Annotated in this window: 17 protein-coding genes and 3 tRNA genes; 16 read left to right on the top strand and 4 right to left on the bottom strand. The window is 56.4% G+C overall.

From position 1 onward, the window contains the following. Positions 1–47: 47 nt before the first annotated feature. Positions 48–1,547 carry a glutamate/gamma-aminobutyrate family transporter YjeM gene (gene yjeM, locus E0L16_RS16850; protein WP_107534503.1) on the top strand — a complete coding sequence of 500 codons (1,500 nt, stop codon included), beginning with the start codon at positions 48–50 and terminating at the stop codon, positions 1,545–1,547. A 39-nt stretch (positions 1,548–1,586) separates the two neighbouring features. Here yjeM and mscM read toward each other — a convergent pair whose 3' ends face one another. The 3 genes from mscM to rsgA form a co-directional block, all read right to left on the bottom strand. Next, positions 1,587–4,910, bottom strand: coding sequence for a miniconductance mechanosensitive channel MscM (gene mscM / locus E0L16_RS16845; RefSeq protein ID WP_131637487.1), 3,324 nt, complete (start codon positions 4,908–4,910; stop codon positions 1,587–1,589). Positions 4,911–4,929: 19 nt separating this feature from the next. Beyond that, complete coding sequence (gene asd, locus E0L16_RS16840) at positions 4,930–5,898, bottom strand: archaetidylserine decarboxylase (RefSeq protein ID WP_131637485.1); 969 nt, start codon at positions 5,896–5,898, stop codon at positions 4,930–4,932. 97 nt (positions 5,899–5,995) lie between these two features. Further along, on the bottom strand, positions 5,996–7,048 hold the full coding sequence (rsgA, locus tag E0L16_RS16835) for a small ribosomal subunit biogenesis GTPase RsgA (RefSeq protein ID WP_003855964.1): 1,053 nt from the start codon (positions 7,046–7,048) through the stop codon (positions 5,996–5,998). 107 nt (positions 7,049–7,155) lie between these two features. Here rsgA and orn point away from each other — a divergent pair, with 107 nt between their 5' ends. The 4 genes from orn (at position 7,156) to E0L16_RS16815 (ending at position 8,215) form a co-directional block, all read left to right on the top strand. Beyond that, on the top strand, positions 7,156–7,701 hold the full coding sequence (gene orn / locus E0L16_RS16830) for an oligoribonuclease (RefSeq protein ID WP_003855965.1): 546 nt from the start codon (positions 7,156–7,158) through the stop codon (positions 7,699–7,701). A gap of 196 nt (positions 7,702–7,897) precedes the next feature. Beyond that, a tRNA-Gly gene (locus E0L16_RS16825) sits at positions 7,898–7,973 on the top strand. A gap of 45 nt (positions 7,974–8,018) precedes the next feature. Beyond that, positions 8,019–8,094: transfer RNA gene (locus E0L16_RS16820), tRNA-Gly, on the top strand. A 45-nt stretch (positions 8,095–8,139) separates the two neighbouring features. Then, a tRNA-Gly gene (locus E0L16_RS16815) sits at positions 8,140–8,215 on the top strand. A gap of 270 nt (positions 8,216–8,485) precedes the next feature. Here E0L16_RS16815 and queG read toward each other — a convergent pair. Further along, positions 8,486–9,625, bottom strand: coding sequence for a tRNA epoxyqueuosine(34) reductase QueG (gene queG, locus E0L16_RS16810; protein WP_131637482.1), 1,140 nt, complete (start codon positions 9,623–9,625; stop codon positions 8,486–8,488). Between queG and nnr the strand changes: the two genes are divergently transcribed. From nnr to E0L16_RS16755, 11 genes are all read left to right on the top strand, one after another. After that, positions 9,624–11,147, top strand: coding sequence for a bifunctional ADP-dependent NAD(P)H-hydrate dehydratase/NAD(P)H-hydrate epimerase (gene nnr, locus E0L16_RS16805; protein ID WP_131637480.1), 1,524 nt, complete (start codon positions 9,624–9,626; stop codon positions 11,145–11,147). The genes queG and nnr overlap by 2 nt on opposite strands. After that, positions 11,140–11,601: a tRNA (adenosine(37)-N6)-threonylcarbamoyltransferase complex ATPase subunit type 1 TsaE gene (gene tsaE / locus E0L16_RS16800; protein WP_063450935.1), complete on the top strand. Its 462-nt coding sequence runs from the start codon at positions 11,140–11,142 to the stop codon at positions 11,599–11,601. The genes nnr and tsaE overlap by 8 nt, the downstream gene beginning before the upstream one ends. 16 nt (positions 11,602–11,617) lie before the next feature. After that, complete coding sequence (amiB, locus tag E0L16_RS16795; protein WP_102750501.1) at positions 11,618–12,958, top strand: N-acetylmuramoyl-L-alanine amidase AmiB; 1,341 nt, start codon at positions 11,618–11,620, stop codon at positions 12,956–12,958. Positions 12,959–12,967: 9 nt separating this feature from the next. After that, positions 12,968–14,812, top strand: a complete 1,845-nt coding sequence (gene mutL, locus E0L16_RS16790; protein ID WP_131637478.1) for a DNA mismatch repair endonuclease MutL — start codon at positions 12,968–12,970, stop codon at positions 14,810–14,812. Then, positions 14,805–15,755: a tRNA (adenosine(37)-N6)-dimethylallyltransferase MiaA gene (miaA, locus tag E0L16_RS16785; RefSeq protein WP_131637476.1), complete on the top strand. Its 951-nt coding sequence runs from the start codon at positions 14,805–14,807 to the stop codon at positions 15,753–15,755. Before mutL ends, miaA begins: the two co-directional genes overlap by 8 nt. Positions 15,756–15,840: 85 nt before the next feature. After that, positions 15,841–16,152: an RNA chaperone Hfq gene (gene hfq, locus E0L16_RS16780; RefSeq protein ID WP_006810391.1), complete on the top strand. Its 312-nt coding sequence runs from the start codon at positions 15,841–15,843 to the stop codon at positions 16,150–16,152. A 74-nt stretch (positions 16,153–16,226) separates the two neighbouring features. Next, positions 16,227–17,507 (top strand): ribosome rescue GTPase HflX, encoded by a 1,281-nt coding sequence (hflX, locus tag E0L16_RS16775; protein WP_003855991.1) that lies wholly within the window; start codon positions 16,227–16,229, stop codon positions 17,505–17,507. Positions 17,508–17,562: 55 nt separating this feature from the next. Continuing rightward, positions 17,563–18,822 carry an FtsH protease activity modulator HflK gene (gene hflK / locus E0L16_RS16770; RefSeq protein WP_063450931.1) on the top strand — a complete coding sequence of 420 codons (1,260 nt, stop codon included), beginning with the start codon at positions 17,563–17,565 and terminating at the stop codon, positions 18,820–18,822. 2 nt (positions 18,823–18,824) lie between these two features. Next, entirely contained in the window at positions 18,825–19,829 is a 1,005-nt protein-coding gene (hflC, locus tag E0L16_RS16765; protein ID WP_063450930.1) for a protease modulator HflC, read from the top strand. Between the two features lie 71 nt (positions 19,830–19,900). Continuing rightward, on the top strand, positions 19,901–20,098 hold the full coding sequence (locus tag E0L16_RS16760) for a DUF2065 domain-containing protein (protein WP_063450929.1): 198 nt from the start codon (positions 19,901–19,903) through the stop codon (positions 20,096–20,098). Between the two features lie 104 nt (positions 20,099–20,202). Next, positions 20,203–21,501 carry an adenylosuccinate synthase gene (locus tag E0L16_RS16755; RefSeq protein WP_032628076.1) on the top strand — a complete coding sequence of 433 codons (1,299 nt, stop codon included), beginning with the start codon at positions 20,203–20,205 and terminating at the stop codon, positions 21,499–21,501. The last annotated feature ends 56 nt before the right edge of the window (positions 21,502–21,557 follow it).

Below are 21,557 nucleotides of genomic sequence, written 5' to 3'. Positions count from 1 at the left end.
GTCATCTGCTACCATCCGCGCAGTTTAATTCCGTTTCGGATGGTTATATGTCCCACTCACTCAAAAAAATGACCCTTACCGGGCTCATCCTGATGATTTTTACGTCAGTCTTTGGCTTTGCCAATAGCCCGTCCGCTTTTTATCTGATGGGCTACAGCGCGACGCCGTTTTATATCGTTTCCGCTCTGTTCTTCTTTATCCCGTTTGCGCTGATGATGGCGGAGATGGGCTCGGCTTACCGGAAAGAAGAGGGCGGCATCTATTCGTGGATGAACAACAGCGTCGGTCCACGCTATGCATTTATCGGTACCTTCATGTGGTTTTCATCCTACGTGGTCTGGATGGTCAGCACGGCAGCCAAGGTCTGGGTGCCGTTCTCGACGTTTCTCTTCGGTGCGGACAAAACGCAGGTCTGGTCCCTGGCGGGGCTGAGCTCCACGCAGGTGGTGGGTATTCTGGCGGTGTGCTGGATGGTGGTGGTCACGCTGGTGGCCTCCAAAGGCATCAACAAAATAGCCCGTATCACCGCGGTTGGCGGGATTTCCGTGATGTGTCTGAATCTGGTGCTGCTGCTGGCCAGTATCGCCATTCTGTGCCTGAACGGCGGGCATTTCGCCCAGGAAGTCAACTTTGTTTCATCGCCTAATCCGGGGTATCAGTCCGGGCTGGCCATGCTCTCGTTCGTGGTGTTTGCCATCTTTGCTTACGGCGGTATTGAAGCCGTAGGCGGGCTGGTCGACAAAACCGAAAACCCGGAAAAGAACTTCGCCAAAGGCATTATCTTTGCCGCCATCGTCATTTCCATTGGCTACTCGCTGGCGATTTTCCTCTGGGGCGTCAGCACCAACTGGCAGCAGGTGTTGAGCAATAACACCACCAACCTCGGGAACATCACCTACGTGCTGATGAAAAGCCTGGGGATGACGCTCGGTAACGCCATGCACCTGACGCCGGAAGCATCGGCTACCCTGGGGATCTGGTTTGCGCGCATTACCGGCCTGTCGATGTTCCTCGCCTATACCGGCGCGTTCTTCACGCTGATCTACTCGCCGCTGAAAGCGATTATTCAGGGCACGCCAAAGGCGCTGTGGCCCGCACGGATGACCCAGCTCAATGCTGCCGGTATGCCTGCTAACGCCATGTGGATGCAGTGCCTGCTGGTGTGCGTGTTCATTCTGCTGGTGTCCTTTGGCGGCGATACCGCGTCGGCCTTCTATAACAAGCTGACCCTGATGGCGAACGTGTCAATGACGCTTCCGTACCTTTTCCTGGCCTTGGCGTTTCCGTTCTTTAAGGCGAAGCAGGATCTGGAGCGTCCGTTTGTGATCTTCAAAACCCGCGCGGCGACGCTGGTGGCGACCACCGTTGTGGTGCTGGTCGTTGCGTTCGCCAACATTTTTACCGTCATTCAGCCCGTGGTTGAGGCAAATGACTGGAACAGCACGCTGTGGATGGTTGGCGGACCGATTTTCTTCTCAATGCTGGCAATGGGGATTTATGAAAACTATCGCCGTCGCATGACGATCTGCGTGGCGGAAGTGGCATAGCGAATAAAAAACCCCTCCCGACAGGGAGGGGGAAAGGGATTACAAACTTCCCGCCGGGCGCGAACGCGCCGCTGACGTCAAGGTTCTTCCCGTCTTACGTCCGTCCAGCGTTTCCAGACGCATCTGGAACGGTGGGAACGGCATATCGATCCCGTGCTCGCGGAAGCCAGCCAGAATCAGCTGGTGGATCTCATGGCGCAGCGGCATACGGTGGCCCATCTCGGCGGCGTAAATACGCAGCTCGAAAATCTGGATCCCCTGCTGCAAATCAACCAGGAAGACTTCCGGCGGCGGGTTATCGATTACCAGCGAACAGCGTTCAGCAGCCGTATAGAGGATCTGCGTCACCTCTTCGCTGTTGGCATCCGACGGGGCCGGTACGGTCAGCACCACACGCGTGACGGAGTCAGACAGCGACCAGTTGATAAACTGCTCGGTGATAAACGCTTTGTTCGGGACGATGATCTCTTTACGGTCCCAGTCGCTGATGGTGGTAGCGCGGGTGTTGATTCGGGTGACGCTGCCGGTCAGATCGCGGATGGTCACCGTATCGCCAATTCGAATCGGTTTTTCAAACAGAATGATCAGACCAGACACGAAGTTGGCGAAGATTTCCTGTAAACCAAAGCCCAGGCCTACGGTCAGGGCGGCAACCAGCCATTGCAGTTTTGACCATTCGATACCAATCATCGAGAAGCCCACCAGCCCACCAAACAGCATGATTAAATACTTGGTGATAGTGGTGATCGCATAGCCCGTGCCGGGGGTTAAATCCAGATGCTGCAACAGCGCCAGCTCCAGCAGAGCAGGGAAGTTACGTATCAGCTGCGTGGTGATGATCAGCACCAGAATCGCAATCAGCACGGCCCCTAATGTGATGGGCTCCAGGCTTTCGACTCCCTGCACCGTGGACGTCACGTCCCACAACGAAATGTTCTCCAGGAAGCCAAACGCGGAGTGAATTTCCGACCACAGGAAAATCACCGACAGCAGGGCAACCAGCATCAGAATTGAGCGCACCAGCCGCAGGGACTGGGTACTGATAGCATCCAGATCCAGTTCAACGTCGTCTGCTTCCGCAGCCCCTTCCGTGCTGTTGACGTGGTTCGGCTCTTCTTCGCCGCGCGCACGCTGGGCCAGAATTTCTGCGCGACGATGTTTGGCGCGGTCAAACGCCAGACGACGACGCTGGATCAGCATGCCGCGGCGAATAACGTGGTAAACCACCAGCAGCAGGAACCAGATGGCCACCGACGTTTCCAGTCGCGCCAGCAGCGCCTGCGACGTAGCGAGGTAGCCGACAGCTGCCGCCAGCATTGCCGCCAGCGGCGCGCTGAGCAGCAGGTTCCACAGCAGACGGTTAAACATGTTATCGCCACTGCCGCTCTTATCGAGATAGAGCGGGATCCCGGCGCGCTTCAGGCTGAGCGTTACCACCGCCAGTGCCCCGCAGATCAGCATAAAGCACAGACGTCCCAGCGAGCCGGAGAACTCCCGGTCATTGAGATTATCGAACATGATCAACGCCATAATCAGCGGCACAATCAGCCCGATACTCATCAGGTAATAACGCATCGCCCGCGCAACGCGATTACGCGGCCAGCCAAAGTGAGCGATGAACAGACCGTTTGGCCGCGCGAACGTGGCGCAAATCATCACGACCCACAGCAGCGGGACGGTGGCGGTTACGCCGTCGCCAATCGCGACGGCAAGGGGATAAGGCCAGGCTTCACGCAGGCCGTATCCGAGCGTCATCCACAGCACCGGCAGCGGGGACGCGACCAGAATTGACCAGAACACCGTGCGCAGCGTCAGCCAGAAGTGATCCTGGGTCACTTTTCCCACACGGGCGCTGGAGCGCTCGAGGAAACGGGTGAAGTGGCGACGGGAATAAATACTGAAGCCCACCAGAATCAGCGCTCCCAGCAGAGGGAAGATGGTCTCCTTACTGGTTATCATCATCACGCTGGCAAGGCCCAACTGGCTGAAGGTATCCAGCGAAATAAGGCGGCGCAGATCCTGCACGATTTCAATCGGCCAGGCGAAGGTCATCGGCCGCACGTCGGACGTCCAGAAGAGATAACGGTGCGTGGCCTCGTTGACCTCCTTCAGCGCATCCTCCAGCTGGCTGTTTGATACTTTCAGCTTGGTCAGCTCAAGGATCAGCGTATCGCCACCCTGTAACAGGGAGTTCAGCAGCTCGCGCTGGGTGCGCAGCTGCGCTTCCAGAATACGACTCTGCTCGCCGGTAAGCGGCTGTCCGTCAGCCTGACGGATCTGGCGGATTTGCGGCTGCTTATTGAGGAGGTCTTCATAGTGAAGACGCTGAACGCGCAGCTGCGCCATCTCAGTATCAAGCTGCTGCGGTTTTGGCATCTCCGGCAGACGCGCGACCTGCGCGCGTAACGCTTCGCCCAACAGGTTAGACGAGCCAAGCCACTGGGACTGTTCGCGCAGCGTGTTGAGCGCCTGACGCACCTGAAGGGTTTGATTGGTGGCCTGACGCTGCTGCGACGCGACCAAATCCATACGCTGCGCCTGCTGATTCAGCGCCGCAGAAAGTTCGCGGTTAACCTTAAACTGGGCGACGATGCCTTCAGGCAGGTTATCGCTGTTTTCGGCCAATAACTCGGTGCTTTCCAGGGCACGTTCAGCTTCACGCTGACGCTGGCTGTTGAGCTGATTTCTCAGCGCCTGGAGATACGCATCAAGCTGTTCGCTCTGCTTCTGCGCCAGCTCGGAACGCATCCGCGACAGCTCCTGGCGGTTGTTGGCAGAAAGCTGTGCCAGCTCCAGTTCATCGACCAGCGCTTTCAGTCTGGCGGATTCAGCCTGTAGCCCAAGATTTTGCGCCTGATTCTGCGGCGTGTTGCCCGTCTGCGTCCCGATGCGGCGTTCCACCTCATTTAACTGACGGCGGGCGTCGGTTTGCTGCTGTGGAAGCTGGCTGAGGGAGTCGGCAATTTCACGCGCCCGCTCCTGCTCCTGCTGAGCCAGGCGGCTCTTTTCCAGAAGCTGGCTGCTGACTTGCAGGATCTCCTGATTCAGCGCCTCGGACGTCATCCCTGCGGGTACCTGGCGCGGTTCATCGCGCAGGTTGTTTAACTGCGAACGCAGGGTCTGAGAGAGTTTGGGGAAGTTGTCGATAACCTGCTGATACTGCTGTGCGCGCTCAAGGGAGCCTTTCCGTTCCTCAAGCGCGTTCAGTGCAGACTGGAGCGACTCAACGGCCTCCGGCTGAGCGGGTTTCGCCGCTTTTGCCTGCTCCAGCTCCTGGGTTATCTGTTTGGCGTCGGGGGCCGTCGCTGCGTACGCCCCCATGCTGAGGCACCAGGCCATCAGTAATACGATAATCGGGCGCACGTCAGCGATCCTTCTGTTGTTAGCCTTCGTCTTTTTTGTCGTCAACCAGCGGGCTGGCGTCGTGCTCGGCCTTAATCTCTTCTTCCGGCAATGGGGCTGGCGCAACGTCTGGCGTTGCAAAGATTTCAGTCGATACGGCCAGAGGCTGGCCAAGTTTGGTCACGGACAGGCTTTTCAGCTCCTCGACCAGGTTAACTTTGCCCGGTGCGAACAGGTTGATTACCGTTGAGCCCAGCTTGAAGCGGCCCATCTCCTGGCCTTTCAGCAGGGCCACAGAACCTTCATCTTCGCCGGCAGGCCAGGTCCAGCGCTTGATCACGCCTTCGCGCGGCGGCGTAATGGTGCCCGCCCAGACGGTTTCGATGCTGCCTACGATGGTCGCACCCACCAGAATCTGCGCCATTGGACCAAATTCAGTATCAAACAGGCAGATGACGCGCTCGTTGCGGGCAAACAGATTCGGGACGTTTTGCGCCGTCAGGTGGTTTACGGAGAACAGATCGCCCGGCACGTAGATCATCTCGCGCAGGATACCGTTACACGGCATATGAACGCGGTGATAGTCGCGCGGGGAGAGATAGGTGGTGGCGAACGTACCGTTGCGGAACAGATCCGCCATCAGGTAGTTACCGGCCAGCAGCGCTTCCAGGCTGTAGTTATGGCCTTTCGCCTGCAAAATTTTGTCGTCTTCAATTTTACCCAGCTGGCTGATCACGCCGTCAGCAGGCATCACCAGCACGTTCGGGTCGGTATTCAGCGGACGCACTTCGTCGCGCAGCGGACGCACAAAAAATTCGTTGAAGGTGCGGTAGCTTGCCGTATCCGGCTTCTGCGCTTCTTTCATGTCGACCTTGTAGTATTTCACGAACAGGTCGATGACCAGTTTGGTCAGCCAGCCCGCTCGTTTGCTCGCGCCCCAGCCCGCCAGGCGAGTGAGCCACAGTTTAGGCAGAATGTATTGAAGCGAAAGTTTAAATGAGTTTAACAAGGTAGCCTCCAGGCCATTGTTTTGTCGTTCCTGATCCGGCAGCGCGCTGCCGGAACCTGAAAAAAGGGGACGATTTTAGCGACGCTTAGCTTAGTTGTCAGTTATCAGAATCAGAAAAGTTTTTACGCGTTTTTACCTGATCCATGCTTTCGAGAATGCGGTGATAATTTTCGAAACGGGTTTCCGCAATTTCACCGTTCTCCACCGCTTCACGGATGGCGCAGCCCGGATCGTTGTCATGTTTACAGTCGCGGTATTTGCAAGCGCCTAAATAGTCATGGAATTCGACAAATCCGTTAAAGATTTGTTCCGGTTCGAGATGCCAAAGACCAAATTCGCGCACGCCCGGGGAGTCAATCACATCGCCGCCGTGCGGGAAGTGATAGAGACGTGAGGCGGTGGTGGTGTGCTGGCCCAGCCCGGAGACGTCCGACACATCGTTGGTCAGGATCTCCTGCTGAAGGCCGAGCAGATTGTTAAGCAGGCTCGATTTACCCACGCCGGACTGCCCAGCAAAGATGCTGATGCGGTCGGTCAGCGCATCTTCCAGCGGCTTCAGGCCGTCTTTGGTGCGGCTGGAAACCATCAAAACGCGATAGCCAATGTTGCGGTAGATATCCATCTGCTCATTTACAAAGGCCATGGCCTCGTCATCCAGCAGATCGATTTTATTCAGCACGATGAGCGGCTCAACCTGTAGCGTTTCGCAGGCCACCAGATAACGGTCGATAATATTAAGAGAAAGCTCGGGTAAAATCGCCGAAACGATCACGATCTGGTTAATGTTGGCGGCAATGGGCTTCACGCCGTCGTAGAAATCAGGGCGGGTAAGGACCGACGTGCGTTCATGCACGGCTTCAACGATGCCTTTAACCGTTACCCCTTCCGCCGCCTCCTTGCCCGGACGCCAGACCACGCGGTCCCCGGTCACCAGTGAACGGATGGTGCGACGGATATTGCAACGGTGGATATCCCCGTCGGCGGATTCGACATCGGCGTGCATGCCGAAGCGGCTGATCACCACGCCTTCTGTCGCTTCGCCAAACAGGTTGTCGTCGTAATCGGGCTTCTCCGTAGTGGTTTTAAGACGGCGCTGGTGATTTGCATTCACGCGGCGCTGCTGCCCTTTGGAGAGTTTATTTTTACTCAATCGCGCTGGCTCCTGGTCGCCCATAGCGGGCAAAACCTCTATGATACACTCTAATTAATACTAATTAACCTGCTACTGCCGGTTAAGCGAGAAGGGTGGAAAATAACATGAGCGCGGACGAAAACAACCTGATTTGGATCGATCTGGAGATGACCGGCCTGGATCCCGAGCGCGATCGCATTATTGAGATCGCCACACTGGTCACCGATGCCAACCTCAATATTCTGGCGGAAGGCCCAACGATTGCCGTGCACCAGTCCGACGATCAGCTTGCGCTGATGGATGAGTGGAACGTGCGTACCCATACCGGCAGCGGGCTGGTGGAACGCGTGAAGGCTAGCACCCTGGGCGACCGCGAAGCGGAGCTGGCGACGCTTGAGTTTCTGAAGCAGTGGGTGCCGGCAGGAAAATCGCCTATCTGTGGCAACAGCATTGGTCAGGATCGTCGTTTCCTGTTTAAGTACATGCCGGAGCTGGAGTCCTACTTCCACTACCGCTATCTGGATGTGAGCACCCTGAAAGAGCTGGCCCGTCGCTGGAAACCGGAAATTCTCGACGGCTTCACAAAGCAGGGGACGCACCAGGCGATGGATGACATCCGCGAGTCTGTTGCGGAGCTGGCGTACTATCGCGAAAACTTTATTAAGCTCTGATTTTGCGATCCGGCGCGTTGCGCGGCCTGTATTTTGTCGTTAAATTGTTCAGCTTGCCGATTTAATAAGCACTTAAACTGAATTTCAAAAAAATCGCTTTGAGGGGGGTTGCAGCTAAACGGATTTCTCGTATAATGCGCCTCCCGTAACGACAGAGAATTACACGTTACGACAGCAACAAAAGCAGTACAGATTTGCGGGAATAGCTCAGTTGGTAGAGCACGACCTTGCCAAGGTCGGGGTCGCGAGTTCGAGTCTCGTTTCCCGCTCCAAAATTTGAATAGTATCGCAAGATACGCCAGCACCAGAACACCCAAGCGGGAATAGCTCAGTTGGTAGAGCACGACCTTGCCAAGGTCGGGGTCGCGAGTTCGAGTCTCGTTTCCCGCTCCAAAATTTGAAAGTATCGCAAGATACGCACAGCACCAGAACACCCAAGCGGGAATAGCTCAGTTGGTAGAGCACGACCTTGCCAAGGTCGGGGTCGCGAGTTCGAGTCTCGTTTCCCGCTCCAAATTCTTCTTCATATTCAAACTATCCACAGCGAAATGCTTCGTTGGGGACGTTTTCTGTTGTATCTGAAATACTCTTGTAAACAGAGTTATCCACAGAAACCACGATCAAACCAGTCTGTACAAAATGTTAGCAGGGTGAATAATATCTTCGTAATCCTCTGTATTATATGAAGAAATTTTGATTTCAAAATGTTATTGAGATCACTTGACCTGTTTGCTAAGCCTTATGGCGCCTCACTTTTTATTTTTATTCACAGGCTGTGAATATATCACGCATCTCGCGTAAGCCCTTTTTCAATCACCCTGACCAGACGCTGTTTCTTCGGTAACTGGACTTCAACCACGCCGGCATTTCGCTTCTCAATTTGCTGCGCAATCGCCCATTCTATGTGCTCATCAAGAAGTGGGTGCTCACCTCTGCGGCTTTCGAGCGCCTGAAGATTGGCTTCATCCCACGGGGCATTGCCCAGCGCAACGGCCACATTACGCAGCCAGCGCAGGTGGCCGATACGACGTATGGCAGACCCTTCCGTTACCTTCAGGAACCAGGCTTCGGTCCAGGCGAACAGTTCAATAAGCTGTGGCGCATGCAGCGCTTTACGCGGGCTGAAGTCTTCTTCGTCCGTCAGCTGTGAATAGCGGTTCCACGGACAAATCAGCTGGCAGTCATCGCAGCCGTAGATGCGGTTGCCGATAAGCGGGCGAAATTCCTCTGGAATGGCGCCTTCCAGCTCGATAGTGAGGTAAGAGATACAGCGGCGCGCATCAACGGTATAGGGTTCAACAATCGCGCCCGTAGGGCAGATGGTCATACAGGCCACGCAGCGGCCACAGCCTTCTTCCACCGGACCGTCTACCGGCAGGGGTAAATCAATCAGTAGCTCACCCAGGAAAAAGAATGACCCCGCGTCGCGGCTTAAGATAAGTGAGTGCTTACCTGTCCAGCCAAGCCCTGCTTTTTCAGCGATCGGACGCTCAAGAATAGGCGCAGAATCAACAAAGGGTCTAAAATTCAGCGAAACACAGTGCTGCTGGATGGTTTCCCCGAGCTTTTTTAGACGGTTGCGCAGAAGTTTGTGGTAATCACGTCCCAGAGCGTACCGGCTGACGTAACCCAGTGAGGGATTTTTTAGCGTGCGCGCAAAGGCCGCGTTAGCGGGCAGATAGTTCATGCGTACGCTAATGACGCGCAACGTACCCGGCAACAGCTCGTGGGGGCGGGCACGCATCATACCGTGACGCGCCATCCACTCCATTTCGCCGTGGTATTGTTTATCCAGCCATGCCTGTAGCTTAGGCTCGCTGGCAGAGAGATCGGTGTCAGTAATACCGACCTTCTGGAAGCCCAGTTCAGCACCCCACTGTTTTATTTTTTGCGCTAATTCATTGAGATCGAGGGGCTGTGACATGACGGACCATACTGTGAAGAAAAACCCCGCGAGTATACCACACTCCATCTGGCATGCAGATGACCTTCGTCGGGCCGAAAAAGAGGCCGCAGACAGCATGGGCATTACCCTTTACGAACTGATGCAGCGTGCAGGCGAGGCGGCATTTAACGTGGCGCGCACGGCTTACCCGGATGCCTCGCACTACCTGATACTGTGCGGTCACGGCAATAACGGTGGCGACGGCTACGTGGTGGCGCGTCTTGCCGTAGCGACGGGGCTGCGCGTCACCCTGCTGGCGCTGGAGAGCGACAAGCTCCTACCGGAAGAAGCAGGCATGGCGAGAGAAGCCTGGCTGAATGCGGGAGGCGTTATCCATGCGCCTGATATCGTCTGGCCCGATGACGTAGACGTGATTGTTGATGGTCTGCTGGGGACGGGACTGATGCGCGCGCCTCGCGATGACGTCGCCGCGCTGATTACGCGCGCCAACGCGCACCCCGCACCGGTGGTGGCGCTGGATATTCCCTCCGGCCTGATGGCGCAAACCGGCGCGACGCCGGACGTGTCGATTGAGGCTGCGCACACCGTGACCTTTATCGCCCTGAAGCCGGGGCTGCTTACCGGAAAAGCGCGGGATGTCGTGGGCACGTTACACCACAACGCCCTGGGGCTTGAAAACTGGCTGGCGGGACAGGATACCCACATCACCCGCTTTGATGCGTCTCAGCTTGCACAGTGGCTACCGCCGCGTCGTCCCACCTCCCATAAAGGTGACCATGGCCGACTGCTGATTATTGGTGGCGATCATGGCACGGCGGGTGCGATTCGTATGACAGGAGAGGCCGCGTTGCGCTGCGGCGCCGGATTAGTGCGCGTGCTGACCCGCAGCGAAAACATTCCCCCCATCATTACTGCGCGGCCGGAGCTGATGGTCCACGAGCTTACCCCGCAGGCGATTGAAGAGGGCCTGGAGTGGGCGGACGTGGTGGTGATTGGTCCGGGGCTTGGGCAACAGAGCTGGGGTAAACAAGCCCTGCAAAAGGCCGCGAATTTTCGTAAACCGATGTTATGGGATGCCGACGCGCTTAACCTTCTGGCAATAAATCCGGATAAGCGTCACAATCGCATTCTGACGCCGCACCCCGGCGAAGCCGCACGGCTGCTTAACTGTAGCGTGGCAGAAATTGAAAGCGATCGCTTACTTTCTGCCCAACGTCTGGTAAAACGTTACGGAGGTGTTGCCGTTTTGAAAGGGGCGGGGACCGTTATCGCCAGCGATGATGCCATGGGCATTATTGATGCCGGTAATGCAGGCATGGCGAGCGGTGGCATGGGCGATGTGCTCTCCGGCATCATTGGCGCATTGCTCGGACAGAAACTTCCCCTTTATGATGCAGCCTGTGCCGGCTGCGTGGCCCACGGTGCGGCGGCTGACGGCCTGGCTGCTCGTTATGGAACGCGCGGTATGCTGGCCACCGATCTTTTTTGCACGCTGCGGCGTGTTGTTAACCCGGATGTGATTGACGTAGAAAATGACTAATCGAGCGATTCCTTTACCTGATGAACAAGCCACTTTAGATCTCGGCACGCGCGTGGCGCAGGCCTGTCAGGGGGCGACCGTCATTTATCTGTATGGAGATTTAGGCGCGGGTAAAACAACCTTCAGCCGTGGCTTTTTGCAGGCGTTAGGCCATAACGGGAACGTAAAAAGCCCGACCTATACGCTGGTAGAACCGTACACGCTTGAAAATATCATGGTGTACCACTTTGATTTATATCGTCTTGCGGACCCGGAGGAGCTGGAATTTATGGGGATCCGCGATTACTTTGCCAACGACGCCATTTGCCTGGTGGAGTGGCCGCAACAAGGTGCGGGTGTGCTGCCTGACCCGGATGTCGAAATTCACTTAGATTACCAGGCACAAGGGCGTGAGGCGCGCATCAGTGCGGTTTCCTCATCAGGCTGTTCCTTACTGGCGCGTTTAGCCGGTTGAGCGTAGGGATAACGGGATGATTAATCGCGTTAAAGGTTGGGTGTTAGCTGCCACGGTCCTGCTGTGCGCGCAGGCCGGGGCGGCCAGCCTCTCGGATATTCAGGTGTCGAACGGCGATAGCCAGGCCCGCATTACGTTCAGCTTTATGGGCGATCCTGAATATGCTTTCTCACAAATCGACAGCCGCAGCGTGGCGCTCGATATTAAACAGTCCGGGGTGATCCAGGGGCTGCCGCTCCAGTTTAGCGGCAACAACCTGGTGAAAAGCATCCGTTCGGGGACGCCGAAAGATGCGCAGTCTCTGCGCCTTGTGGTCGATCTCACCGAAAAAGGCAAAACGAAGGCGGTTAAGCAGCAAAACGGCGCGAATTATACGGTGGTCTTTACCATTAATGCTGATGTTCCGCCGCCGCCTCCGCCTGCACCCGTTGTGGCAAAACGCGTGGAAGCGCCGGTTTATACCCCAAGGCCGTCTGAGCCGGCCCGTAATCCGTTCAAATCACAAAATGACCGTCTTACCGCGGTGACCAGCAGCAACACGGTGACGCGTCCGGCGGTTAGCGCGCGGCGTACGCCGGTGAGTGGCGATAAGGTGATTATCGCCATCGATGCCGGACACGGTGGGCAAGATCCTGGCGCCATTGGCCCGGGCGGTACGCGGGAGAAAAATGTCACCATCGCCATTGCCCGTAAGCTGCGTGCGCTTCTGAATGACGATCCGATGTTTAAAGGGGTGATGACCCGCGATGGCGATTACTTTATTTCGGTGATGGGACGCTCGGATGTGGCGCGTAAGCAAAACGCCAACTTCCTGGTCTCGATTCATGCGGATGCTGCGCCGAACCGTAACGCCACCGGCGCGTCGGTCTGGGTGCTGTCCAACCGCCGCGCCAACAGTGAAATGGCGAACTGGCTTGAAGAGCACGAGAAGCAGTCTGAACTGTTAGGCGGGGCGGGCGATGTGCTGGCAAACAGCCAGGCCGATCCGTATCTCAGCCAGGCGGTACTGGATTTACAGTTCGGTCATTCTCAGCGCGTCGGGTATGATGTCGCCACTAACGTACTGAACCAGCTGCAAAGCGTCGGATCGCTACATAAGCGTCGTCCGGAACATGCAAGCCTCGGCGTGCTGCGCTCCCCGGATATTCCGTCGATCCTGGTCGAGACGGGCTTTATCAGTAATCACGGTGAAGAGCGTTTACTGGGCAGCGACAGCTATCAGCAGCAAATTGCCGAAGCGATTTACAACGGTCTGCGTAAATACTTTGACGCGCATCCGCTTCAGTCTGCGCCGCAGGGTGGGGCAGCCCAGACGGCGAGCGCCGCGCTGCCGGGTGAGATGACCGCGACTAATTAAGGAGAGTTCATGCCGATTCAGGTTCTACCGCCGCAGCTCGCGAACCAAATCGCCGCCGGTGAGGTGGTGGAACGCCCTGCATCGGTGGTGAAAGAGCTGGTGGAAAACAGCCTTGATGCCGGGGCGACCCGCATTGATATCGATATTGAACGCGGGGGCGCTAAGCTCATCCGCATTCGTGATAACGGCTGTGGCATCAATAAGGACGAGCTGGCCCTGGCGCTGGCGCGTCATGCCACCAGCAAAATTGCTTCCCTTGACGATCTGGAAGCGATTATCAGCCTGGGTTTTCGCGGCGAAGCGCTGGCCAGTATCAGCTCCGTTTCTCGCTTAACGTTGACCTCCCGCACGGCCGACCAGCAGGAAGCCTGGCAGGCCTACGCCGAAGGGCGCGATATGGACGTCACGGTTAAACCTGCGGCGCACCCGGTCGGCACCACGCTGGAAGTGCTGGATCTCTTCTATAACACGCCCGCTCGCCGCAAGTTTATGCGAACCGAGAAGACCGAATTCGGACATATCGACGAGATCATCCGCCGCATCGCGCTGGCGCGCTTTGATGTCACGATCAACCTTAGCCATAACGGCAAGGTGATGCGCCAGTATCGCGCGGTGGCGGAAGGCGGGCAAAAGGAGCGTCGGCTGGGCGCTATCTGCGGCGCACCGTTCCTGGAAAAAGCGCTGGCCATTGAGTGGCAGCATGGCGATCTGGCCCTTCGCGGCTGGGTTGCCGATCCGAACGCCAGCAGCGCCGCCTTTGCTGAGATCCAGTATTGCTACGTCAACGGCCGCATGATGCGCGACCGCCTGATTAACCACGCCATTCGCCAGGCCTGCGAAGACAAGCTCGGCGCCGATCAGCAGCCCGCCTTTGTGCTTTATCTGGAGATCGACCCGCATCAGGTCGACGTGAACGTACACCCCGCCAAGCATGAGGTGCGCTTCCACCAGTCGCGCCTGGTGCACGATTTTATCTATCAGGGCGTTGCTGCGGTATTGCAGCAGCGGGGCGAGCCGGCGTTGCCGCTGGCAGAAGAAGCGCCCGCGCCGCGTCCGTTGCCGGAAAACCGCGTGGCGGCGGGACGTAACCATTTTGCCGAACCGGCGGTAGCGCGCGAGCCGGCTGCCCCGCGTTTAGCCTCGACGGGCAACGCGCCGCGACCGACCGGCGCTAACTATCCCAACGCCCAGCCGGGCTATCAAAAACAGCAGGGGGCGCTGTACCGTAAGCTGCTGGATACCCCGTCCGTTGAGCATAAAGAGCACATTACAGTTTCAACGCCTTCGCTGGATGGACATAGCCAGAGTTTTGGTCGGGTTCTGACCATTGTTGCTCCCGACATGGCGCTGCTTGAACGCGAGGGAAAACTGCTGCTGCTGGCGCTTTCCGTGGCGGAGCGCTGGCTCAAACAGGCGCAGCTAACCCCGGGGGTCAATGCCGCCTGCGCGCAGCCGCTGCTGATCCCCGTGCGCCTGAAAGTATCCCCTGAAGAAACAGGGGTTTTGTGGCGCGTACAGTCTCAGCTGGCTGAAATGGGCATAGAAATCGTACTGGACGCGCAGCATGTGACAATTCGCGCAGTGCCTTTACCCTTACGCCAACAAAATTTACAAAACTTGATTCCTGAACTGATAGGCTACCTGGCGCAGCAAACGACGTTTGATGCCGCCGACACCGCGCAGTGGATCGCCCGCCATTTGGCCAGCGAACATTCATCGTGGAGTATGGCGCAGGCGATTACCGTGCTGGCGGAGGTAGAACGCCTCTGCCCGCAGCTGGTGAAAGCGCCGCCGGGTGGTTTGTTACAACCTGTTGATTTACAAACGGCGATGACCGCCCTGAAACATGACTGACGTAAGTAAGGCGAGCCTGCCAAAGGCGATTTTTTTAATGGGGCCAACGGCCTCCGGCAAAACGGCGTTAGCCATTGAGTTACGTAAAGTTTTGCCAGTAGAGTTGATTAGCGTTGATTCAGCCCTCATTTACCGAGGGATGGACATCGGCACGGCGAAGCCCAGCGCAGAAGAACTGCGTGCGGCGCCGCACCGTTTACTGGATATTCTCGACCCGGCACAGGCGTATTCCGCAGCAGATTTTCGCCGCGACGCCCTGGCCGAGATGGCCAAGATTACCGCTGCGGGACGCATACCGCTGCTGGTGGGCGGCACGATGCTCTACTTCAAGGCGCTGCTGGAGGGGTTATCGCCTCTGCCATCGGCCGATCCGGAAGTAAGAGCGAAGATTGAGCAGCAGGCGGCTGAGCAGGGGTGGGACGTTTTGCACAAGCAACTGGAAGAGATTGACCCGGTTGCCGCAGCGCGGATCCACCCCAACGATCCGCAAAGGCTTTCCCGGGCACTGGAAGTTTTTTTCATTTCGGGTAAAACTTTAACGGAACTGACGCAAACGTCAGGAGACGCTCTGCCGTATCAGGTGCATCAGTTCGCCATCGCCCCGGCGAGCCGTGAACTGCTCCATCAACGAATTGAGCAGCGTTTTCATCAGATGTTGGCTTCAGATTTTGAAGCAGAAGTGCGGGCGCTTTTTGCCCGTGGAGATTTGCATACGGACATGCCTTCCATTCGTTGTGTGGGATACCGCCAGATGTGGTCTTATCTTGAAGGCGAGATTTCATACGATGAAATGGTTTATCGAGGTGTTTGCGCCACGAGACAGTTAGCGAAGCGCCAGATCACCTGGTTGCGCGGTTGGGAGGGCGTTCACTGGTTAGACAGTGAAAAACCACAACAGGCGTTAAACGAAGTGATTGAGGTTATTGGTGATATCGCTGACTGAATGTGTACAATTAAGCCGTATCGTGCGCAATTTTTCAGAATCGCAAGGTTCTAAGTACAAAACAAGCATATAAGGAAAAGATAGAATGGCTAAGGGGCAATCTTTACAAGATCCGTTCCTGAACGCATTGCGTCGGGAACGTGTTCCAGTTTCTATTTATTTGGTGAATGGTATTAAGCTGCAAGGTCAGATTGAGTCTTTCGATCAGTTCGTGATCCTGTTGAAAAACACGGTCAGCCAGATGGTCTACAAGCACGCGATTTCTACTGTTGTTCCGTCCCGTCCGGTATCTCATCACAGCAATAACGCTGGCGGCGGCACAGGCAGTAACTACCATCATGGCAGCAACGCGCAGGGTTCATCTGCTCCTGCGCAGGACAGCGAAGAAACCGAATAAGGTTTTGGGCTGTTTTCCACACGGGGAGCCAGGGATCCTGCGTTCCCCGCTGATCTTTTTAGAGAGGTTTACGCTTGTTTGACCGTTATGACGCCGGTGAGCAGGCGGTGCTGGTACACATCTATTTTTCGCAAGACAAAGATATGGAAGACCTCCAGGAGTTTGAATCTCTGGTCTCTTCCGCCGGTGTCGAAGCAATGCAGGTGATTACCGGTAGCCGTAAAGCGCCGCACCCGAAGTATTTTGTTGGTGAAGGTAAAGCAGTAGAAATTGCGGATGCCGTAAAAGCAACCGGCGCATCTGTTGTGCTGTTTGATCATGCGCTGTCTCCGGCTCAGGAACGTAACCTGGAAGCTCTCTGCGAATGCCGTGTTATCGATCGCACGGGGTTGATCTTAGATATTTTTGCTCAGCGTGCGCGTACCCACGAGGGTAAGTTGCAGGTTGAGCTGGCGCAGTTGCGCCATCTGGCGACGCGTCTGGTGCGTGGCTGGACACACCTTGAAAGACAAAAAGGCGGGATTGGTTTGCGCGGCCCGGGTGAAACCCAGCTCGAAACCGACCGCCGTTTACTGCGTGGGCGTATTACCCAGATCCTTTCACGTCTGGAACGTGTAGAGAAACAGCGCGAGCAGGGGCGTCGGGCGCGAACCAAAGCCGACATTCCAACGGTGTCGCTGGTGGGCTATACCAACGCCGGTAAATCCACCCTGTTTAACCAGATAACCGAGGCCCAGGTGTATGCCGCAGACCAGCTGTTTGCGACCCTGGACCCAACGCTGCGCCGTATTGACGTTGCAGACGTCGGTGAAACGGTGCTGGCGGATACCGTCGGGTTTATCCGCCATCTGCCGCACGATCTGGTTGCGGCGTTTAAAGCGACGTTGCAGGAGACGCGTCAGGCGACCCTGCTGCTGCACGTGATTGATGCGGCTGACGTACGCGTACAGGAAAACATCGACGCGGTGAACGTGGTGCTCGAAGAGATCGACGCCCACGAAATTCCCACCCTGTTGGTGATGAACAAGATCGATATGCTGGACGATTTCGAGCCGCGTATCGACCGTGATGAAGAGAACAAACCGATTCGGGTCTGGCTGTCTGCTCAGGCCGGGATTGGTGTGCCACTGCTTTTCCAGGCTTTGACAGAACGTCTTTCCGGTGAGGTAGCTCAGCACACGCTGCGACTGCCGCCACAGGAAGGCAGGCTGCGCAGCCGGTTTTATCAGCTTCAGGCGATAGAAAAAGAGTGGATGGAGGATGACGGCAGCGTGGGGATGCAGGTGCGTATGCCGATCGTTGACTGGCGTCGCCTCTGTAAACAAGAACCTGCGCTGGCGGACTATATCGTCTGATCAGAAAGGGGAAGCCTGAAAATTCGCCCTTGCATAACAAATATGGAGCATATACATGGCGTGGAATCAGCCCGGTAATAACGGACAAGACCGCGACCCGTGGGGAAGCAGCAATAATCAAGGCGGCAACTCTGGGGGAAATGGCAACAAAGGTGGTCGCGAGCAGGGGCCGCCGGATCTGGATGATATCTTCCGCAAACTGAGCAAAAAGCTTGGTGGCCTTGGCGGAGGAAAAGGTTCTGGCTCGGGTGGTAATTCCACTCAGAGTCCGCGCCCGCCGATGGGTGGCCGTGTGGTGGGCATTGTCGCCGCTGCGGTGGTAATCATCTGGGCAGCCAGCGGGTTCTACACCATTAAAGAAGCAGAACGCGGCGTGGTAACCCGTTTCGGTAAGTTCAGCCATCTGGTTGAGCCGGGCCTGAACTGGAAGCCGACCTTCATCGATGACGTGACCGCGGTTAACGTGGAGTCCGTCCGTGAACTGGCTGCCTCCGGCGTGATGCTGACGTCTGACGAGAACGTGGTGCGCGTTGAAATGAACGTGCAGTACCGCGTGACCGATCCAGAACGTTATCTGTTTAGCGTGACCAGCGCGGATGACAGCCTGCGTCAGGCGACCGACAGCGCCCTGCGTGGCGTTATCGGTAAATACACCATGGACCGTATTCTGACCGAAGGTCGTACCGTTATTCGTAGCGATACCCAGCGCGAGCTGGAAGAGACCATCCGTCCGTACAACATGGGTATTACTCTGCTGGACGTCAACTTCCAGGCTGCACGTCCGCCGGAAGAGGTGAAGGCCGCGTTTGACGATGCGATTGCCGCACGTGAAAACGAACAGCAGTACATCCGTGAAGCGGAAGCGTACACCAACGAAGTTCAGCCGCGTGCTAACGGTCAGGCGCAGCGTATTCTGGAAGAAGCGCGCGCGTATAAGACCCAGACCATCCTGGAAGCACAGGGTGAAGTGGCTCGCTTCGCGCGCATCCTGCCGGAATATAAAGCGGCTCCGGAAATTACCCGTGAGCGTCTCTATATCGAGACCATGGAAAAAGTGCTGAGCCACACCCGCAAAGTGCTGGTTAACGACAGCAAGGGCGGAAACCTGATGGTTCTGCCGCTGGATCAGATGCTGAAAGGCGGTTCTGCACCGGCAGCGAAAGACAACAGCGGTGCGAACAACCTGCTGCGTCTGCCGCCAGCCTCGTCTGGCAGCACCAGCGCGAACACAACGCCTTCTTCGAACGATGGTGACATTATGGACCAACGCCGCGCTAACGCGCAGCGTAACGACTACCAGCGTCAGGGGGAATAAGGATGCGTAAGTCAGTTATTGCGATCATCATTATCGCACTGGTCGTGCTCTACACCTCAATCTTTGTGGTGAAAGAGGGCGAGCGTGGGATCAAGTTCCAGTTCAGCAGCGTCGTGCGTGACGGTGACAAGCGTCCGGTGATTTATGAGCCGGGTCTGCACTTCAAGATCCCGTTCATTCAGTCAGTGAAAACGCTTGATGCGCGTATCCAGACCATGGATAACCAGGCCGACCGTTTCGTGACCAAAGAGAAAAAAGACCTGATCGTTGATTCCTACATCAAATGGCGCATCAGCGATTTCAGCCGCTACTTCCTGGCAACGGGCGGTGGTGACGTTTCTCAGGCAGAAGTGCTGCTGAAGCGTAAGTTCTCTGACCGTTTGCGTTCTGAGATTGGTCGTCTGGATGTGAAAGACATCGTGACAGACTCTCGCGGTCGTCTGACGCTGGAAGTGCGTGATGCGCTGAACTCCGGTTCTGCGGGCACTGAAGATGAAGTCGAAACCCCGGCGGCGGATGATGCGATTGCCAAAGCGGCTGAACGCGTTCAGGCTGAAACCAACGGTAAAGTGCCGGTGATCAACCCGAACAGTATGGCGGCACTGGGTATCGAAGTGGTTGACGTGCGTATCAAGCAGATCAACCTGCCAGCGGAAGTGTCCGAGGCGATCTACAACCGTATGCGCGCCGAGCGTGAAGCGGTAGCCCGTCGTCACCGTTCACAGGGTCAGGAAGAAGCGGAAAAACTGCGCGCGGCAGCGGACTATGAAGTCACCAAGACGCTGGCGGAATCTGAGCGTCAGGGTCGTATCCTGCGCGGTGAAGGTGATGCCGAAGCGGCGAAGCTGTTTGCCGATGCATTCAGTCAGGATCCAGACTTCTACGCCTTCATCCGTAGCCTGCGTGCTTACGAGAATAGCTTCAAGAGCAACCAGGATGTGATGGTGCTCAGCCCGGACAGCGATTTCTTCCGTTATATGAAGACGCCGGCCAACGCAACGCGATAAACTCAGGCTCGTTTGAGTATTCAAACCACCGCTCTTCACGGAGCGGTGGTTTTCTTTTATGAGGATGAAAAATGAATTCTACGATCTGGCTCGCGCTGGCTCTGGTTTTGGTGCTGGAAGGCCTCGGCCCTATGCTCTATCCGCGCGCCTGGCGTCGGATGATCGCGACAATGAGCCAACTGCCGGACACTATTTTGCGTCGTTTCGGCGGCGGTCTTGTGGTTGCCGGTATCGTTATCTACTACATGTTGAGGAAAACGATTGGCTGATCAAAAACTAACCGCAATTGGCATATTTTAGGGTCAAAAAGTGCTGTATATCTGAAAAAGCGATGGTAGAATCCATTTTTAAGCAAACGGTGATTTTGAAAAAAATGGGTAACAACGTCGTCGTACTGGGCACCCAATGGGGTGACGAAGGTAAAGGGAAGATTGTCGATCTTCTGACTGAACGGGCTAAATATGTTGTACGCTACCAGGGCGGTCACAACGCAGGCCATACTCTCGTAATCAACGGTGAAAAAACCGTCCTCCATCTTATTCCATCAGGCATTCTTCGCGAAAACGTCACCAGCATCATCGGTAACGGCGTTGTGCTGTCTCCCGCTGCGCTGATGAAAGAGATGAAAGGTCTGGAAGACCGTGGTATCCCTGTTCGTGAGCGTCTGCTGCTCTCCGAAGCCTGCCCGCTGATCCTGGACTATCATGTGGCGCTGGACGTGGCGCGTGAAAAAGCGCGTGGCGCGAAAGCCATCGGCACCACCGGTCGTGGTATCGGCCCGGCTTACGAAGACAAAGTTGCACGTCGCGGTCTGCGCGTGGGCGACCTCTTCGACAAAGCGACCTTCGCTGAAAAACTGAAAGAAGTGATGGAATATCACAACTTCCAGCTGGTGAACTTCTACAAAGCTGACGCTGTTGACTACCAGAAAGTGCTGGATGACGTCATGGCGATCGCAGACATTCTGACCGGTATGGTTGTTGATGTGTCCGATCTGCTGGACCAGGCGCGCAAGCGTGGCGATTTCGTCATGTTTGAAGGCGCGCAGGGTACGCTGCTGGACATCGACCACGGTACCTATCCGTACGTAACGTCCTCTAACACCACCGCGGGTGGCGTGGCAACCGGCTCCGGCCTGGGCCCACGTTATGTGGATTACGTTCTGGGCATCATCAAAGCGTACTCCACTCGCGTGGGTGCGGGTCCATTCCCGACCGAGCTGTTTGATGAAACCGGCGAGTTCCTGTGCAAGCAGGGTAACGAGTTTGGCGCGACCACCGGTCGTCGTCGTCGTACCGGCTGGCTGGACGCGGTTGCCGTGCGTCGCGCCGTGCAGATCAACTCCCTGTCTGGCTTCTGCCTGACCAAGCTGGACGTACTGGACGGCCTGAAAGAAGTGAAAATCTGCGTAGGCTACCGTATGCCGGATGGCCGCGAAGTGACCACCACGCCGCTGGCCGCTGACGACTGGGAAGGCATTGAGCCAATCTACGAAACCATGCCGGGCTGGTCTGAGACTACCTTCGGTGTGAAAGAGCGTAGCGGCCTGCCAAAAGCTGCGCTGGACTACATCAAGCGTATTGAAGAACTGACCGAAGTGCCGATCGATATTATTTCTACCGGCCCGGATCGTACTGAAACGATGATCCTGCGCGACCCGTTCGACGCATAATCTTCGTGACTGCTGGCCTGCGGGGAGACCCGTAGGCCGGATAAGCGCAGCGCCAT

It is taken from the genome of Enterobacter quasihormaechei, from assembly GCF_004331385.1.
In the GTDB taxonomy this organism is placed as follows: Bacteria; Pseudomonadota; Gammaproteobacteria; order Enterobacterales; family Enterobacteriaceae; genus Enterobacter; species Enterobacter quasihormaechei.
This window is presented reverse-complemented; position numbering and strand designations above follow the sequence as displayed.